Source organism: Planctomycetota bacterium (assembly GCA_016207825.1).
Lineage (GTDB): Bacteria > Planctomycetota > MHYJ01 > JACQXL01 > JACQZI01 > JACQZI01.
Map to the genome: position 1 here is coordinate 1 of JACQZI010000007.1, position 18862 is coordinate 18862.

Consider the following 18862-nt stretch of genomic DNA (forward strand, 5'->3'; position numbering starts at 1 on the left):
GAAAGCTCCTATGTTAACGGCGCGGTGTTTTTTACCCATATAAATCCTCCTTATTTATTGTTTGATACTATAACTTTTATTAATCTCTTTGTCAAGGGCAATTTCATTTATTGCCAATATTTATTTTTCCTATGCCCAACCCCGACGCCCTGTCGGGATAAATAAAAAAGGGCAAGGAACTACTTGCTGGGTTTCGCCTTTCATCCGTCAAGACTCCAAGCGTGACCAGTGTCGCAGCCCCTGCCCAGAAGGCAGAGCCGCACACTTGGAGTGTGTCTCAAATGACGGATGAAAGTACTTTATTTTTACTTAGCCGGATTATATAAGTACAGCCTAAGATTGTCAACTAAAATATTGGCAGGTAAGAGAAAATAATTGCCTGTCTTTATTTCTCCTCAACCGTGATAATGTGGTCGACTGCGGTGGTCAGTTCCTCGACCTTTCCGCAGGGCCAGCGGACGGAAACGGAGACCGTGTCTACACCCTCGCCCAACCCGAAGTGCTGGACCAGAGAACTCTGGCAGGTGGTGCCCGTGCCGCCCTGGACTTCGCGGGTGTATTTCGCCTTGCCATTACTTATAGTCACGCGCGCGCCGATGGCGGACCGGTTGCAGTCTTTACCGACCAGTTTCACCTCCAGCCAATGCCGCTCGGGCAAAAGCTGTTTGGTCTCGTTGCGGAAAAGGAAGATACGATATCCCTTTTTATCTTTCTCCTTGTCCAGGACAATTTCCTTTCCTGACACCGCCAAATCCATATCGCCGTCGTTATCAAAATCCGCCCAGGCACAGCCCCAGCCGTCCATCAGTCTGGTGCCGGTAATCCAAGTGGCATCGATAAAGCGCCCGTTCTTTCCCTGCTTATAAAGGAAAGAAGTCAGCCCTTCATAAACGCACGTAATATATAAGTCAAGCAGACCGTCGTTGTCATAATCGCACCAGGCGGGATTGGAATGGGTTTCCTCGTAACGGATGCCGAGCGGTTGCCTAAAATCGCTGAATTTATAATCGGGCGCCCCGCTGTTCTTTAAAAGATAACTCATATTGGAAAACTCCATATATCTCGGATGCGCCAGGTTCCCGACAAAAAGGTCGAGGTTGCCGTCGTTATTGAAATCGCCGAAATCCGCACCGATGCCGTGCCCAAAATAACCATATTTACCGGCGACGCCTTCCGCGCCGGTTTCGCGGGCGACATTGGTGAAAGTGCCGTTGCCGTTATTCTTCCATAAGAAATCCGGGTCAAGCCGGTAATTGGCGACAAAGATATCCGGGAAGCCGTCATTATTATAATCGCCCCAGACCACCCCGCGCCCGCACATCGGCTCAAGCGAAACAGTTCCGGCATCCAGGGTGACATCCCTGAACCATTTGCCCCGGACGTTTTCCAGAAGCCTATCGGGCGTGCCCATAGAAAGCTGTTTTCCGGGCTTTTCATAATTCGCCATATAAATATCAACAAAGCCGTCGCGGTTATAATCGCCCCAGGCGGCGCCTTCGGTCAAGGCATTATCGTTGGCTATTTCGAGGTCCGCCGTGATATTCTTAAAAGTCCCGTCCCCGTTATTTTTCCAGGCGACATCGGGCCAGCCGGAGGAAAAGAAATCCAGCCACCCGTCATTATCGATATCCGCCCAAGCTCCGCCGCCGCAAGCCATATTGATTCCGGCTTTGGCGGCGACATCCTCAAATGTCCCGTCGCCTTTATTGCGCCATAAATCGCCGCCGTCGACCAGCAAATCCTGGAAGCCATCGTTATCGAAATCCCCCCAGGCAACGCGCCGTCCGCCGGATTTGGCCAGCCCGGATTTTTCGCTGATATCCACAAAGTAAGCCGTATCGTATCCGGAAGCGAACGCCTGGTAAAAATTCCCGGTCAATTCATCACCGGTCAGTTCGGTTGCCTGCGTCATCATCTTGGGAAGTATTTCCTTTAACGCCTCATGGACTTCGGGCATATCGCCCCGGCACATCAAAGAACGCGCCATGGCGTTAAGCGCGTCGCTTAAACGCCCGGTCGCCTGGTAAACCCTGCCGAGGTGGTACCACAAGACATCATTAAAATCGTTTGATTCCAATCCGCGTTTCAAGACCTGCTCGGCCTTTGCGTAATCACCGGACTTATAATACACCCACCCCAAAGCGTCGTAAGCCTGGTACAACATCACGGCATCCTTGTATTGCCATTCATCATACCATGAAGGCTTGGGGGTTTTATCGTTTTTTATAAGCCGGACGCACTCCTCGGCCCATTCCATCGCCTGCGGCAAATCTATATCCATTTCCGCATGAACACGGCTTGACATATAAAAAGCCATCGGGTCTTGCGGGCATGAAGCAATCCATTGCCGGCAGAGCGATTCCACCTTGGTTTTAATCTTAACGTCTCTCCAATAATAAGTAAGCGCGATGCGGTAAGCGGTGCCGGTCATTTTGTGATGGGGAAACTCTTTGACGAATATCTCGCAAAGCGGCGCCCGCTTTGAGAGCTCCGGGCTGACTCCAAGAATCCGCTCAAAGCTTTCCTGTCCGACATCATCCAGTTCCTTGCTTTTCGGGTAGGAAGAAATAAGCAGCTTTTTCATCTCGTCCGCTTTTGGGTAATCCTCCAGCTCCATAAAAACCATAAAAGCCATGCTGTATAATTTATCGCCGGGCGAATCCGTCTTGAGAAGCGATTCCAGCTTGGCTTTAACCTGTTTTTTGCGGTTTTCTTTTGATGCATCATCTTCGGCAACCGCCAGCATGGTATTCCAGAGCCCGTAATACGCCTCGTAGCAATCCGGGTGCTGGGCAATGATTGCGTTAAACCAGTTGATTGCATCCTCATTTTTCTCTATCCGGCGGTAAAGCCAGGCGATTTTCAGCTTGATTTCCGAATCGCGCGGCTTTGATTCCAAGGCCGATTGATAATGCATCAAAGCCCTTTGATGCTCCCGGAGATTCGCCATCTCGTCGCCGTTTTTGACCTCCTCTTTAGCGAACTCCAGATAACTGCAGCCGGCAATGATAAATATGCTTAAGGATAAAAATATTTTATACATGAACTATCTCCTTATATAAATGGGACGGGGTGATTATGCCCTTTTCCGTTATAAAGCCTTTAATAAATTCGGATGGAGTAACATCAAACGCCGGGTTGTAAGCCGGCACGCCTTTGGCGGCGACGGGTTTTCCGGCAATGCAAGTGACCTCCGTTTCCGGGCGGAATTCTATGGGTATTTCTTTGCCTGTTCTCAGCTTGAAATCAAAGGTGGATAAAGGCGCGGCAACATAAAAAGGAATACGATGATGATGAGCCATAAGCGCAACCTGATAAGTCCCTATTTTATTGGCGGTATCACCGTTTGCGGTTATGCGGTCCGCGCCGGTTACAACCAGTTTTATCTTTCTTTCAGACATCAATTTCCCTATCATATTATCGCATAACAAAATCACATCTAATTTATTCTGCTTCAATTCCCAGGCTGTAAGCCGGGCGCCTTGTAAAAGAGGTCGTGTTTCCGGTACATACACCTTAAATTTCCTGCCTTCTTTCTTAGCCTGATAAAACACCGCCAGCGCCGTACCGCTTCCGGCGGTTGCCAGCAAACCGGCATTGCAATATGTAAGGACTCCCATTCCATTCCTGATTAATCCGGAACCGCTTTTACCTATTTTATCACAGGTAACAATATCTTCACGGTGTATGGCTTTGGCTTCCAGCAATATTTGTTTCTTTATTTCGCTGACTGATGAACTATTCAGCTTATGGACTGATGAACTGATTCTATTGACCGCCCAGGCCAGGTTAACCGCCGTGGGTCTGGCAGAGATGAGCTTTTGCGCTATTATTTCCAGTCTTTTAAGAAATTCTCCCGGTGTTTTCGCCTTAATACACCGGGCACCCAGATACAAACCGTATCCGGCAGCTACGCCGATGGCCGGCGCACCGCGCACCGCTAAAGCTTGTATTGCCCGGTAAACTATATCCGTATTTTTACAGATTATATACCTGACTTTATGCGGAAGCAGGGTCTGATCAAGCAACTTTAAATACCCGTTTTCCCCTTTAATCCATTCCAGAGATTTAACTTTCATAAAATCAATAAAATCATTACACGATAACTTTAATGTGATTTTTAGTCGTTAGGGCTATAGTCCTATACCATAAATCATTATTATCCTAATCGGTCTAAAGTTTCAAGTAAAATCAACCCCATTAGAAATCACGAATAAGCAAAGATTACGCCTTGGTCATTCCATAATCAGTATTATAAGTGCGGATTTCTAACGGGGTAAACCGATAATATTAATAAGGAATAACTATTGACATTTGAGGGTTTCTTTCTATAATATTACATATTATGGGGTAGTTATATGAAATATATAGGGTTAGGGGGAAAAATGAGTAAATTGTTATGCGTGGGTTTTCTTTCATTGCTCTTATGCCCGATTATGGTTATTTTTACAGGCGCCCAGGAAAAGCAGCCGCCTACTTCGGATGAAGGGGTAACCATGGTAGTGGAAGGGGCAAAACTGAGCTCTTTGCTTGAATATATCGCCCGAAGAGAAAATAAACCGCTGGTCTATGATGACCGTTTCCCCAAGGATTTGCCTATCAACATTATATCGCCGAAAGGGGTAACCATTCCCCCTGACAGGCTACCGGACGTCATCGAATCCATTTTAAGAATGAAAGGATTCACTCTTATCACCACCGGGCCGGTTATCAAGGTGATCCCTGCCGCAGAAGCAAAAGAACACCCCACCGTAATCACTAGCGCGGATGACATAAACAAAGCCGAATGGGCAGATCGGATTGTCACCCAGATTATCCCGCTTAAATTCGCCAAAGCGCCTACGATGGTAAATCTATTGGTCCAACTAAAAAGTAAGGAAGGCAATATAATACCGGATACCGACACCAACTCTTTAATTATTACTGAATATGCTTCCAACATCAGGAAACTGAATACCGTTATCAAACAGCTTGATGAAGAACCGGCTGAATATAAAAGCACCACAAAACAACTGAAGTTCGCTTCCGCCGCAACAATGCGTGCTACCCTTACCGAATACCTTAATATAATGCAAGCAACCCGCCCGCAGAAGAATATAACAAGAAGGCCTTTTATCTATGCTGATGACAGAACTAATTCAATTGTCATTGTTGCTATAGAAGAAGACTTAAAACAACTAAGCGGTTTGATAGACACATTTGACACGGAAACGGGCAAAAAAGAAACAAGTGTTTACACTTACAAACTGTCAAATATCAATGTCGAAGATGCGGCAAAAATACTGGAATCTATTTTTGTAAAGCAAATAACGGCTATGCCCGCTTCTGTCAAAAAGCCTGAATTATCCATCACAACGGAAAAATCAACCAATGCACTCATTATCAACACCGCCCCTCTAATATATGCCGAAATAGAAAAACTCCTGAAAGAACTGGATGTCAAAAAGATACAGGTGTTAATAGAGGCGGCAATTGTAGAGCTTAACATGGAAAAAATGGTGGAACTCGGCATTGAATTAGCCACGGCGACAAACCCCACGGACAACGGAACCGGTTTCGGGGGGACGACTTTTGGGATGTCCACCACGACCACTGACGGGAAAATACCGCTTCAATCCGACCTCGGAGGCTTGACACTCGGCATCTGGAAAGGAAGCAACGGCAATATCCCATTCCTTTTACAAGCCGCCCAGAAAGACGGCGGGATAGATGTCAAAGCCGCTCCCAGATTGCTTACCAACGATAATTCCGCCGCTTCGATCAATATCTCCGACCAAATTCCCTATGACCAAAAAACAGTAGGACCGGACGGTACGGTAACAGGCATCACTTTCGGCGGATACCAGACAGCCGGCATTGAGTTAAAAATCACCCCTCATATAAGCGAGGATAATTATTTGCGCCTCGAGCTGGAACAGAAAGTTGGACAATTCTTTGACAGCGCCTATTCAGAAACCAGGCCATCTATAACAGACCGGACCGCCAAGACAACCGTAACCGTCCCAGACCGCCAAACTGTAGTAATCGGAGGGTTAACCAGGGATAATAAGATTAAAACAGTATCTAAAATCCCGCTATTAGGTGATATCCCTTTGCTCGGGTTATTATTTAGAAAGACCAAAGATGAGGTAAGAAAAACAAATATTTGTATCTTCATCAGCCCGAAAATCATGCGCCAGTTTTCCGAATTAGTGGAAGAAACTGAATGCCAGGATAAAGAAATAAGAGAACAAAAATAATATTTAAATTTATGGTTTCCAACAGATTACTTCCCAAAATAAACTGGATTTTCCTGGTATTGGCAATAGGAACCCTAATATTCGGAATAACATCTCTTGGCTCGGGCAATAACCCCCAAAACCTAGAGGTAAGAACCCCGACCGGCCTAGAAACGGACAACAACCCCAGCAGCACCAAACCGCTTGATTTTTATAAGAATATAATTTCCAACAGGAATATTTTCAGCCGGACCCCGGACCTGCCGCAAACCAAACCTGAACCGGAAAAACTTTTCCTGTTAAAAGGGATCATCTTTGACCCTAAAAACAAACTTCTTTGTTCGGCTATTATTAATTATCTCCCTCTTAACAAAGAGAAACCTTATTATGAAGAGGATGATATCTACGGCTGGAGCGTTAAACTGATAGAGAAAAGCAAAGTAATCCTGATTAATACCAGGACGAGAGAAGAATTGATATTAACTACGGCCTCGGATACTTTGGCCTCCGGATCAGGCAGCGGTAACACGCCTACCCCACTTAAACCAGAAGAATACAAAAGCTATCCGATAGACAGGGAAAAACTTTCCAAGATGCCGATGGAGCAGATAAAACAAGAAATAAAAACGATGCTGAAAGACTTGCCTCCGGAATTTATTTATGAGAAGATCGAAGAATTTACCGGCATCACCAAAACGGAAATCACACCAAATATAAAACTAGACGATTATGCCACCAACCTTTTCATGATAAGCCAGGGCGGCACTGTTCCCGGTGACGGGGAAAAAATAGTTTTCGGCGCACAGGTAAATCCGGACAATACCCCTCTAAACCAGTCAACTAATTTCAAAACCACCGACACCCGCATATACGCTTCATTCCCTAACCAGGGCGGGCTTGCCGGATTATCCAAAGTCATTGTCCGCTGGAGCAATACGACCGACGGGACTATCGCCTACCTAGGCACTAAACCGATTAATCCGAATAGCACCCATAATTACGTATACGTTGAAAAGAGAAAAGGCTGGGCAAAAGGAATTTATCTCGTAGAGTTATTCAAGGTTGACACAACCGAAAAAATCGCCCTGGGAAGATTTGAAATAAAAGATTAATCGAACTTCACCCCTTCATCCTAAAAACCATTTATACGGTAAATGAATTACCTTGACCGCGTGCTGTTTACCGCTATAATATGCCGATAATATATTTTGTACCTAGTGCCCACAGCATAAGAGAAAAAATAATCAAATGGAAACAAAAGATTTTAATTCGATAGAATCCAAATGGCAGGCGAACTGGGCAAAGAACGGGCTTTTTAACACACCCGCTTCGCCTAAGAAAAAATTCTACTTACTTGAAATGTTCGCCTATCCATCCGGAGATATCCATATAGGACACTTCCGCAATTATACTATCGGGGATGTATTCTGGCGATATCTTAAAATGAAAGGTTTTGATATTCTCCATCCTTTCGGGTGGGATGCTTTCGGCCTGCCCGCGGAAGAAGCCGCTATCAAACGCAAGCTGCACCCGGGTGATTGGACCATGAACAACATCAAAACATCCCGCGAAACCTTAAAACAACTTGCCATAAGTTACGATTGGGACAGGGAAGTCATTACCTGCACCCCGGAATATTATAAATGGACACAATGGGTATTCCTTACCCTTTATAAAATGGGGCTGGCTTATCGCGCCGGTTCCTCGGTCAACTGGTGCCCTTCCTGTAAAACTGTGCTTGCCAATGAACAAGTAGAAGGCGGTATCTGCTGGCGTTGCAAAAGCGAAGTCACCAAACGCAAACTCGAACAATGGTTCTTTAAAATCACCGATTATGCCGAACGTTTGCTTAATGATATCGATAAACTCAATGGTTGGCCTGAGAACATTAAAATCATGCAGAAAAACTGGATCGGGAAAAGTGAAGGGACTGAGATTAAATTCCAAATTCCAAACCCCAAATTACAAGTTTCGGTTTTTACCACAAGACCTGATACTATTTACGGCGTGACTTTTATGGTCATGGCTCCGGAGCACCCGCTGGTTAAAGAACTTACCACCCACGAACATAAAAAGGAAGTTGAAGAATATATAAGAAAAGCCGCTCTTAAATCTGAAATGGACCGGACAACTACCGGTGAAAAAGACGGGGTCTTTACCGGAAGTTATGCGATTAATCCCCTGTCGGGTGAAAAAGTCCAGCTATGGGTGGCTGATTATGTCCTATTACATTACGGAACGGGAATAGTCATGGGCGTCCCTGCCCATGACCAACGCGATTTCCTTTTTGCTAAGAAATATAATATTCCAATGAAGGTTGTCATCAATCCAAAAGACAAATCTCTTTCCACGGAAACCATGACCGAAGCATATAACGATCCTGGAACTATGGTTAACAGCGGTCCTTTTAACGGAATCAATTCTGTAGAAGGCATCAAGAAAATAACGGAATACGTTAAAGAAAAAGGACTGGGAAAAGCCACTACCCACTACCGTCTGAAAGACTGGCTATTATCACGCCAACGTTACTGGGGTGCGCCGATCCCAATGATACATTGCCCAAAATGCGGCGTGGTGCCGGTGGATGAAAAAGATTTACCGGTTCTTTTACCGCCTGACGTAAAAGATTTCATACCGAAAGGGCGCTCCCCACTGTCAGATGTGCCTTCGTTTATGAATACAACCTGCCCGAAATGCAAGGGGCACGCCCAACGCGATCCGGATACCATGGATACCTTTGTCTGCTCCTCATGGTATCATCTGCGTTACAGCGACCCTAAAAACAGTAACGCCCCTTTCGGCAAGGATAAAGTGAAAGAATGGCTGCCGGTTGATTTGTATATCGGCGGCGCCGAACATGCCTGCGGGCATTTGATATATTTCAGGTTTATAACAAAGGTATTACACGATGCTGGCTGGCTGACATTCGACGAACCGGCAAAGAGATTATTTAACCATGGAATGGTATTGGATGCAAACGGCGAAGTAATGTCCAAGTCCAAAGGTAACGTGGTTTCTCCGCGCCAACTGATGGAAGAATGGGGAATAGACGTTTCACGGTTTGCCATGCTTTTCTTTGCTCCTTCGGATTGGGAAATCAAATGGCATGAAAAAGGTTTAATCGGAGCCAAACGATTCCTCGTAAGGGTATGGAATCTCATTAATGCCAGCATAGAATCCCGCCAAGACGGAACAAACAGCAAAGAGGAAACGGCAAATAACAACCTGATTGCGTTAAAGAGAAAACTCCATCAAACCATTAAACGTGTGACAGAAGATATTGATCCTAAATTAGAATTCAATACTGCAATAAGCGCGATAATGGAACTGGTGAATGAGCTTTATGCCCAAATCCCAAATCCTAATTCTCCAATTCCAAACCACGGCGTTATTAAAGAAGCCATTAAGACCGTGGTTGTTTTATTAGCTCCGTTTGTGCCGCATTTGTCAGAGGAAATGTGGCAAAAACTAGGAGAAAAAAACAGTATCTTTACACAGCCCTGGCCTTTGTATGACGCCGATATGCTGGTGGCGGAAAAAATCGAGCTGGTAATTCAGGTCAACGGCAAGGTAAAAAGCAAGATAATTGTTTCCACGAATGCTGCGGAAGACGAGATAAAAACCAAAGCTCTTGAAGACGATAAGATAAAAGAATTGCTGGACGGAAAAACCCCTCGCAAGATGATTATTGTCCCCAAACGATTGGTGAATATAGTTCCTTGACCGGATTTTAGATTTTTGATATACTGTTCTTTTAAAATGGCAGGGTAGCTCAGCTGGTCAGAGCGAGAGATTCATAAGCTCTAGGTCGTGGGTTCGAGCCCCACCCCTGCTATTACTCATCAAGAAGGCATTTGGGAACGGATAATATACTTGAAAATTTTATCCTGGTCTTCGCGCGTAATCTCCTTGAATTTCAAGCCCAGTATACAAGTATGTGTTTTCTCGTCAATCGCCTCTATCCAGGCAACACGGGTGAGGGCCTTTAGCGGTTCCTGTTCGGTCGGCAACATCATATTAACCCCGATAACCGTTTTCTGCATTAACAAATCCGGTATCCAGTTGAAATCCGGCACCGGGCCTTTAAGCAATATTCCTCCTCCGCTGAGATTGGAAGTATACCCTTGGTGAATCTCTTCAAAGATTTTATCTTCCTTATAAGTGCATAAAAATTTATACCGGACTAGTATTTCTGTTTTTACCCGGACAAATTCACGGCGTTCGCTTTCATAAGCACCTGACATAGCTATCCTCCTAATTAAATATAATATTATGTATCTTCCTTACGGTTTTGGCAACGTCTTTATTCCCAACCGTAAAAGCCATATTGGTTTTCAAGGGGTTATAAGACATCATTTCCGGTTTTACGCCGAGCACGGGTAGGGCGGTGAATATCCGGCCGATTGCTTTCTGGTTATTTTTTATCCCTTCGCCTATAATACAGATAATGGCTTTATTTTTCATGCTATCCACGCGTGCAAATACTCCAATTTCTTTCAATGCCTTGTATAAGGATGGCGTTTCCGAACCCGCAATGAACGACACGCTTATTTCAGATGAAGTAAGAAGATGGAAAAACACGCCATGCAGGTTGAGTGTTTCAAATACTTTTGTCACGAAGCGCCGGTGGTGGAATATTTCCGGAGAAACCACATTAACAAGCACTGCATTCTTTTTATAAGCAATCGTTTTTATCTTTTTATCGTGCCTCCGGTTGGAAATAACCGTCCCAGGCTCTTTAGGATGCATGATATCCAATATCCGCACCGGTATCCCTTTATCAACGGCCGGTGCAAGCATATAAGGATGAAGCACACCGGTCCCGTAATAAACGAGTTCACTAGCTTCGTTAAGGGAAATAGATTCCACAACCGAAGCTTCTTTTACCAGGCGAGGATCGGCGGTCATGACGCCGGGCACATCGCGCCATATCTGGATTTCTTCCGCTTCAAGCGCTGCCCCGATAAACGAAGCGGTGTAATCGCTGCCGTCACGCCCAAGTGTGGTAATTTCACCGTTTGCATCCTTGCCGATAAATCCGGTGATGACGGGAACCGGCCGGACAGTCAGGCGCCATTTAAGCTTTTTGCGGATGGACCGGGCGGATGAATCCAAAGGGCGTGCGTTACCGAAATTGGAATCCGTCTTTAACCCGATATCGTAAGCATCAAGAGGAAATGTCGGGATATCCGCCTTCTCTGATAAATAACGAGAAAACAGCCGGGCCGCCATGCGCTCGCCGAACGACATGATATAATCAAGCGTCCTGGGAGTGAGCTCCTTCAACAGGGAAACGCCCCTACCGGCCATTTCTAGATCACGGGAAAGGTCGTCTAAAAAATACGGGTCAAGGCCGAGTTTTTTAAGCATACGTTCATGCTTGTGATAGACGGGAATAAAATTCACCTTGCCTGAGGAAACAGCCTGCAATGCAAAGCGTTCTAAGAGGTCGGTTACCCCTGCCAGCGCGGAGATGATAACCACGGGATTTTGAGGGAGCCTTTGTTTGATTAACCCGGCGATATGCCTGATGCGTTCAGGAGTGGCAAGCGCTCTGCCACCGAATTTCATTATCAGCATAGAAAAAAAGGTTATTAACCGGTTTATTTCAAGAAAACCGCTTTGCGATAACTTTCGGCCAGAGAAGAATTTGTCTCTGGCATGACAATATGATTTTCAATGGTTAGGACTATAATCCTATACCATTAATAACGAAAACTCAAGGCGAAAGAAACGCCATAACGCTCTTTTATTTCCTCTGTTTCCGTTCCGGATTCTATTGTTACTTCCTTATCTGCTTGGGCAACAGCTAAATCCAATTTAAACAAAAGCAGATTAATGCTTGTCCCGAGCGTATAAATCTTACCCGAACCGGAAATCGCCTTGTTTTGATACATACCGGCCCTGAGGAAAAGAAATCCTATCAGGTTTATTTCTGCGCCTAAGCCCATCATCTGGGATTCATAACCTTCAAGAACCTGGCTTTTGGTTTTGTTCAAATCGTAATCGAAAGAAAGTAACAAAAGAGGCACTTTAAGCGAAGCGCCGAACCTGTATTGCGGGTCCAATTTATAATCACCCGGGCCGTCCCAGGTAAATTTGGGACCATTGATATTACGGCCGGTTAAACCTAATTTAACCATCTCACCAACTTTATACAAAGCACCGACATCAAGCCCAAATGTAGTTGATTTTTTAGTGCTGTTATCATCTGTAAGTTCATTGAGGAAGTCACTGCCTTCCTCCATATCGTCAAAACGGTATAATTTGTAAACGGTTTCTCCCTGTAGGAGTTTCAGGTTGCCGCCTAAGGACATCTTACCATCCATTAATTTACGCCCGTAAGTTACGCCTAATTCCGTCACACTAATCCCGCTTACAAGGACGCCGGACGAATTGGTAGAAACCGTTGAACTGCCGGTTCCGGTAGTCGCGGTTGATTGCGCAATGGTGGTCAATGTGCTTTGGACTATCGGGTCGGACGTATTTACTCCGGCTAATTCCGCCTGGTAAACTAACTCTTCTGCCTGATTTTGCGTCCCGCCGGCGGTGGCAAATATCGTTGCAATCGAATCTGCCAAAGCCTGGCTTCCGGGATTGGTAAACACTCCTGAACGGTCATTACCGGCACCGACCAAGTTGTTTATTGAGCCTATAGCCGTGGCGCCGGCGTTAAACGACATCATTTCATTCACATTAACCGTTGGGTCAACTCCGATATTGCCTATTACATTACCGAACAAACCGATATTCCCACCAAACAATTCCGTTTGCCCCAATCCAATATTCAATCCGCCGTTTAAACTCAGGAGGAATCCCTCGCCTTCTTTATCCATGGCGGGAATCTTGGTTGTAAAAAGGTCAAGTGCGGTTTGCAATTCAGCCTGACTCAGCGCTGCTCCGGTATCCATTTTCGTGGATATGGAATTCCAATCAGAGGAATCAATAACATCGACAACCGCATCAACGTTCTCCATGATATCCCCTTCAGCGCCTATGGATGTCCCAAAAGGGATATACAAACCGAACTTGTCATTCAAGGTAATACCAGCCGGATTCCAGTAAGAAGCGGTCGCCCCATCCTCTATCGCTACGCCCGTACCCCCCATCCCTTGAGCCCTGGGACCGTATATCGTCCAGTCCTCGGCATAGCCAACTACTCCGGAAACCGAGGTGATTAACACTGCCATCAAAACCGTTTTTATCAGAATCTTCATATATTTCCTTTCTTATTAACTTATTATGATAGCTTATTATATAACATTAAATTTCTTAAAGGGTCAAGAGAAAATTACAAATAACTCCTGTATCATAAAATATTTACATAGAGTGCTGTTTAATGTATGATACTTGTATAATGATAAAATTACGGAACAGCAGTGGAGTCCCGACCCAATCGGGGAGAATTGTTTATTGGCTGACGGCCTTCCTATTTTCTCTTTCGTTTTCGGCCTTTTCCGATGATTACGAACTGGATGCCCGTGCATCGATCGACGAATCCGAAGGCGCTTATAATATAACCGTCAACATCAAATCCAGCCTGCCGGAAAATTCAGTGCTCGAAATAAGCGTCTGTTACATCAAGAAATATCTTATTCCTTCAAGCCTGCGCAAGCATGACCAACCCGAATACGAAACCGAGCCGGCTGAATTAATCACCGAAACCACCTCGCTGAATAACGGCGCATGCGTTCTAAAAGCTGGTAATTACAAAAGGAGGCCTTATGTAGGCGATTACCGGGTAAAAATAATTTTTAACCCGAATAGCCAGCCTGCCGGAGTAAAACAAAAGCTTCCGGCTGATATAAAACCTATTGAAAAGGAGATTTCTTTCGCCTACGGTAACCCCGATGAGCTTGAAGGACAGAAAAAGAATATCCGCAAAGAAATTTATATCGAGCTTGAAGAAATAAAGAAATTATACGATTCCCTGCGTGCCAAAACAGCTTCATACGCCAAGGAGGGTAAATTTGATCAGGCAGACTGGGAAAAATGGCAAAGCGATTTGAAGGTAAAAACAGATGAAATAAAAAAGGCCAATGAATCACGACTGGAAGGCTGGGTTTACCGGCTGGAAACCGTGGGCAAGCACTCCATAGATGCCATGTGCGCAGAGCTTATAAAACTCGCCGCGGATTACGAAAAACTTGCTTTATCAACCGCGGATATGCAAAAAGTATCTGCCGGGTTTGTCCCCTTTACTGACAGCTTTGACATGACATTTGATTATGAACTGCAAAGGCTGGGTTTCGGCTCCATCCCGGATAAGCCGCTGGTCAAATCAGCCGTAGAGGAAACGGAAAAGAATCTCGGCTTGATTGAGGTGCTATTTAGCGAAGCGGATAAAGAAAAGTGGGCGAAATTATCCGCCGAATATAAAGACGCCATCCAGAAAGAAATATTCAAGCTGTCCAACGCAACTTCGGAGTACATATATGCTACTTACCTTGCGCCGTTTACCCAGGATTTCGTTAAGTATATTGAAACCTGCTCTAAGGCCGTAGAAGAATCAGTTGAAGATAAAATGGTTAATCAGCTAAGCGCTAAGCTTAAGAAAACCATAAAAGAGCTGAAGGAAACACTGGAAATAGAATGAAAGCAATCATCCTTGATCGCGACGGAACGATTAACACCGGGCAAAATTATATCATCTCTCTTAAAAGAATCAGGATTTACCGCGACGCCCCCAAAGCGTTAAAGAAACTTCAGGATGCCGGCTATAAGCTGGTTGTTTTTACTAACCAGGCGTGCGTGGCTCGCGGGATAATTACAGAGAGTTTGCTCAAAAAGATAAACCAAAAGATTATTAAGCTATTCAGGGCCAAAGGCGTCAAATTAAGCCGGATATATTACTGCCCACACCATCCGGAGGCGCAAATCCTAAAATACCGGAAAACCTGTTCCTGCCGCAAGCCGGCAACCGGAATGCTCCGGCAGGCAAAGCGCGATTTCGGGATAGATTTCAGGAAGTCGTTTGTCATCGGCGATGCCTTAAAAGACCTTCGGGCTGGTAAAAAGGTCGGGGCAAAAACGATACTTGTCCTCACCGGAAATGGCAGGAAATCATTTAAGGAAATGGGCTCAAACACACGAAAACCGGCTGATTATATCGCGCCAAATCTATTATCCGCTGCGAAATGGATATTAGGCAAAGCCTGATTTCTTACGTCGAATACGGCTATGCCTGCCATCCTAACCAAGCGTATGTATGAAAATGCATACGGCGTATGTATAACCATACGATATTTATACGATTTTGACTGGTTTTAGCCCTCTCAATCCTTTCTTATATCGTATCTCCAACTCTAAGTAATTCAATCGATTAGCTAACAACTAACAACTATTATCTAAAAACTAATGAACCTGGCACGATATTTGCTATATATTCCTTAATGGAATAACGAAAGGACTAAGAAACAGAAGAACGGAAAACAGTTTGGTTTTAAGTTTATTAGTTTATAAGTTTTTCAGTTACTTTTAAGAAAGTAGTTGACAAACGGTAATTTATCGTTTATACTATTATGGAGGGGTGGAATATGAGAAACCATATAAAAGTAATTGCTGTATTTCTAGTCCTCGCCTCTGCTTGGCTGGTAATCGGAGCGAAGGGATGTTCGTGGTTTAATTCAGATAATGACGATGAGATTATAACAGGCAGTAGTGAAAGTAATGATGTTAAAATTTTTAATTCCATTGTTGTAGATACAACTAATAAAATACATATTAGTTTTGATGATACTACACACAGATTGCTCAAATACGCAACAAATATCACAGGCACATGGAATATCACAACAATTGATACGATTGGTGCCGCTGGTGGATTGAGCTCTCTTGCCATTGATAATAATAATAAAGTGCATATTAGTTATCAGCATTCCGATATTAAAAGTCTTAAATATGCCACGAATATTACGGGCACATGGAGTACTTATATAATTGATACTCCCGCCGAGGGTTTAAGAGGAACCAAAACTTCTCTCGCACTTGATACAAATAACAAAGTTCATATCTGCTATGTAGCGAATAGTGCTTGTGAACTCAGATATGCGACGAACATTACCGGTGCTTGGACTGTCACAACATTAGACGGTGGCATAATAGACCCTGATGGAGCAGCATCTATTGCATTGGATTCTAATAATAATATCTATATTAGTTATTGGAAAGGAAACGACCTTCGGTATGCTACTAACTTATCGGGTAGTTGGGTTAGTTCTGTGATTAATAGCGGACCAGCGCAGACTTCTGAGGGGAATAATATGGCTTCTATCGGGATAGATACAAATAATAAAGCACATATTTGTTATTTCGTAAACTTACCTTATAGTGATATTAGATATACAACTAATGTGTCGGGAGATTGGGTGTCGTCCACGGTCGACGGCACGGGAGATGTGGGCCGCTGGAATTCTATCGCTTTAGACTCTAATAATAAAGTGCATATTAGTTATTGGGAAGGATCGGATACTCACTTTCAGAGCCTTTCGACCAACCTTAAATATGCTAGCAATGTTTCAGGCAGTTGGCAAATTGATACAATTGATTCCCAAGTCGGTATGTGCAATTCTATTATGGTGGATACTAACAATAAGGTGCATATTAGTTACTTTGGTCTCACCAATAATAGCCCCAAATACGCTACTAATGCCTCCGGTTCCTGGGTTATTTCTACAATTAATCAATAGAACATCAAAATTACGGTTGTGCCCATCCAAATTTTTCTGCAATTACATCAAGTTTTTTCTCTACGGTCTTTGCTGATTGCCATTTGGTTTTCCATTCTGCTAATTCTTCTTCAGGCGTTTTGCGTTTTTGTTCTATCCAATCAAACTCGAATTCGTATGATTTATCGCCCAAATCCTTTAACGGGATAATAATCCCGTTTCCCAAGTCCATCTTGTAATCCTTGCCTTCCTTGAGACTGGAAAGGCATTTAACATTCTTCAAAGGGCTCCTTCCTAAACTGGTTTGACCCATAATCCTTGTTGTTACTTTCATTTTTATATCCTTCCGTCTATAATATTTTTCTGCAACGAACCGCCTAATTGGTTTTTACTTTATATATCCATATATCCAAATTTCTCTGGAACAACTGCCAGCGTTAGTTACTACTTTATACTCAATTATCTGATTAGCATCACATGCACAAATACAAGCGTTATAGTACCAACTGCCACCCGATGCCGCAACTACATTGCCCCATGTTTCGCTGCTCCCGTTTTTTCTTACCTCCAAATACTCGTAAGTTCCATTACCTTTTTCAGCACCGAGATTTAACAAAAGATATTTTGCGCCTGGAGCCTGTGCCGAAAAATCTAAATCAGCCCAATCTACTGACCCTCCGCTTGTATTTAATTTTAAAACGCCCGGTTCCAGCCAAGTTATCCGGTCAGTCATATTGGCAATGGGCAATTCGCCGGTAACAACACCTGCCCCGGATGACAAATCTAATTGCCCTGGTTTCCATTTAGAATTAGTGTTGTCCCAGATTAAAGGATATTTATCCGTTGGAGCAACTGAATCAACTGCTCTATTCTGTATTTTCGCCACGGTTGGATTTGGATAACTTCCGCTCAAATCCCCGCCGGCTGATTGACCTTTTCCAATCGCATCGCCATTATCAGTTACCGCAGGAAGGCCTTTAACCGTTTTGCTATTCTTAAACGTTAAATCGCCGTAAATCTCGCCGCCGATATCAAGCGGGTTAGGCGCAAATATGAAAGGCGCTTCTCCCATAACTAAACAGGCGCCATCAAAATAAGCATATACAGTCGTAGCACCTCTATCACAATGCAATTGAACATGAATGTTCTCGCCAGAATCTATGTCAGACGCGTCTGCTGTTACTGTTAATAATTCCCAATTACCGCTACCTGAATGATAGTTTGAGTAGGCAATAAAACCACCAGTCAAAGCTATTCTAACTTTATTAGCGGTATCGCATTTAGCCCAACAACTTAGTGAAAACTTTCCAACATATGGTTTAAAAGATGTAATCTCTTGGTGTAAATAATTATGCTCAGTAGCCCCAATTGGCACATTAAGAGCGGAACAATAAGAATCAAAAGTATGGACACCACCGCGTGAAACACTTGCGCCAATACTTTCAAGCGTCCAACTATCTGGAGCGGAAGATGTTCCGGCACTCCACGATTCAAAAGAACCATTTCTTAATAGATTTGCTGGATTTATCGTTTTAGATTCAATTTCCTCATTTAGAGAATCAGCCGCTGGGTCTTTTACTATAGCCATATTTTTTCTTCCTTTCCCCCGATGCGAAATCGGGATTCAAAGCAGAAAACAATCCGGGCGTAAAAACTGAAGCCACTCAATGATGCGAAATCAACCGGTGCGTACGGGTTCAACTTATTCAGGATAATTTTATCTTCTTACAGTATATAATAGCACTAGGGGGGGGCGTCAAGAAAAACAATATTTTATAGGATATTTTATTTAATGGACTTGACATTCGCTTAATATGCGGGTATACTTTAAGTGGGAGAGATTGCCCCGCTCCACTTTGTTTCGGGGACACCCGATAATCGGGACCTTCGGCAGAATGGGGCTTCGTCCCGCCCCGTTCCACGGGACCCCAATTAATAGGGAGTCCCCGAAGGGGGCAAAGCGGGACTCGCAATGAC

General features: G+C 44.2%; 13 protein-coding genes and 1 tRNA gene. 7 read left to right on the top strand and 7 right to left on the bottom strand.

The genetic code is table 11. The features are described 5' to 3' along the window. Nucleotides 1-385 precede the first annotated feature (385 nt). Nucleotides 386-3043, bottom strand: coding sequence for a VCBS repeat-containing protein (locus tag HY811_01730; protein ID MBI4833526.1), 2658 nt, complete (start codon nucleotides 3041-3043; stop codon nucleotides 386-388). After that, complete coding sequence (gene mtnA / locus HY811_01735; protein ID MBI4833527.1) at nucleotides 3036-4079, bottom strand: S-methyl-5-thioribose-1-phosphate isomerase; 1044 nt, start codon at nucleotides 4077-4079, stop codon at nucleotides 3036-3038. The genes HY811_01730 and mtnA overlap by 8 nt, the downstream gene beginning before the upstream one ends. A 306-nt stretch (nucleotides 4080-4385) precedes the next feature. On the opposite strand from mtnA, the gene gspD reads away from it, so the two are divergent. From gspD to HY811_01755, 4 genes are all read left to right on the top strand, one after another. Continuing rightward, a complete protein-coding gene (gene gspD / locus HY811_01740) occupies nucleotides 4386-6239 on the top strand; it encodes a type II secretion system secretin GspD (GenBank protein MBI4833528.1) in 1854 nt (617 codons plus the stop codon). An 11-nt stretch (nucleotides 6240-6250) separates the two neighbouring features. After that, entirely contained in the window at nucleotides 6251-7330 is a 1080-nt protein-coding gene (locus HY811_01745) for a hypothetical protein (GenBank protein ID MBI4833529.1), read from the top strand. Nucleotides 7331-7466: 136 nt separating this feature from the next. Then, nucleotides 7467-9941 carry a leucine--tRNA ligase gene (locus HY811_01750; GenBank protein MBI4833530.1) on the top strand — a complete coding sequence of 825 codons (2475 nt, stop codon included), beginning with the start codon at nucleotides 7467-7469 and terminating at the stop codon, nucleotides 9939-9941. Nucleotides 9942-9979: 38 nt separating this feature from the next. Then, nucleotides 9980-10053 (top strand) — tRNA-Met (locus tag HY811_01755). A 7-nt stretch (nucleotides 10054-10060) separates the two neighbouring features. On the opposite strand, the gene HY811_01760 is transcribed toward HY811_01755, so the two are convergent. From HY811_01760 to traF, 3 genes are all read right to left on the bottom strand, one after another. Beyond that, nucleotides 10061-10462: a PilZ domain-containing protein gene (locus HY811_01760; GenBank protein ID MBI4833531.1), complete on the bottom strand. Its 402-nt coding sequence runs from the start codon at nucleotides 10460-10462 to the stop codon at nucleotides 10061-10063. A 10-nt stretch (nucleotides 10463-10472) separates the two neighbouring features. Further along, nucleotides 10473-11798, bottom strand: coding sequence for an aspartate kinase (locus HY811_01765; GenBank protein MBI4833532.1), 1326 nt, complete (start codon nucleotides 11796-11798; stop codon nucleotides 10473-10475). A gap of 125 nt (nucleotides 11799-11923) precedes the next feature. Continuing rightward, on the bottom strand, nucleotides 11924-13435 hold the full coding sequence (gene traF / locus HY811_01770; protein MBI4833533.1) for a conjugal transfer protein TraF: 1512 nt from the start codon (nucleotides 13433-13435) through the stop codon (nucleotides 11924-11926). Between the two features lie 140 nt (nucleotides 13436-13575). Between traF and HY811_01775 the strand changes: the two genes are divergently transcribed. The 3 genes from HY811_01775 to HY811_01785 all read left to right on the top strand — a co-directional run bounded on the left by HY811_01775 (nucleotide 13576) and on the right by HY811_01785 (nucleotide 16906). Continuing rightward, entirely contained in the window at nucleotides 13576-14814 is a 1239-nt protein-coding gene (locus tag HY811_01775; GenBank protein ID MBI4833534.1) for a hypothetical protein, read from the top strand. After that, complete coding sequence (locus HY811_01780) at nucleotides 14811-15377, top strand: HAD family hydrolase (protein MBI4833535.1); 567 nt, start codon at nucleotides 14811-14813, stop codon at nucleotides 15375-15377. Before HY811_01775 ends, HY811_01780 begins: the two co-directional genes overlap by 4 nt. Nucleotides 15378-15754: 377 nt before the next feature. Then, nucleotides 15755-16906 carry a hypothetical protein gene (locus HY811_01785; GenBank protein ID MBI4833536.1) on the top strand — a complete coding sequence of 384 codons (1152 nt, stop codon included), beginning with the start codon at nucleotides 15755-15757 and terminating at the stop codon, nucleotides 16904-16906. Nucleotides 16907-16916: 10 nt separating this feature from the next. On the opposite strand, the gene HY811_01790 is transcribed toward HY811_01785, so the two are convergent. Both HY811_01790 and HY811_01795 read right to left on the bottom strand, forming a co-directional pair. Further along, nucleotides 16917-17219: a hypothetical protein gene (locus HY811_01790; protein MBI4833537.1), complete on the bottom strand. Its 303-nt coding sequence runs from the start codon at nucleotides 17217-17219 to the stop codon at nucleotides 16917-16919. A gap of 54 nt (nucleotides 17220-17273) precedes the next feature. After that, complete coding sequence (locus HY811_01795; GenBank protein ID MBI4833538.1) at nucleotides 17274-18473, bottom strand: hypothetical protein; 1200 nt, start codon at nucleotides 18471-18473, stop codon at nucleotides 17274-17276. Nucleotides 18474-18862: the final 389 nt, after the last annotated feature.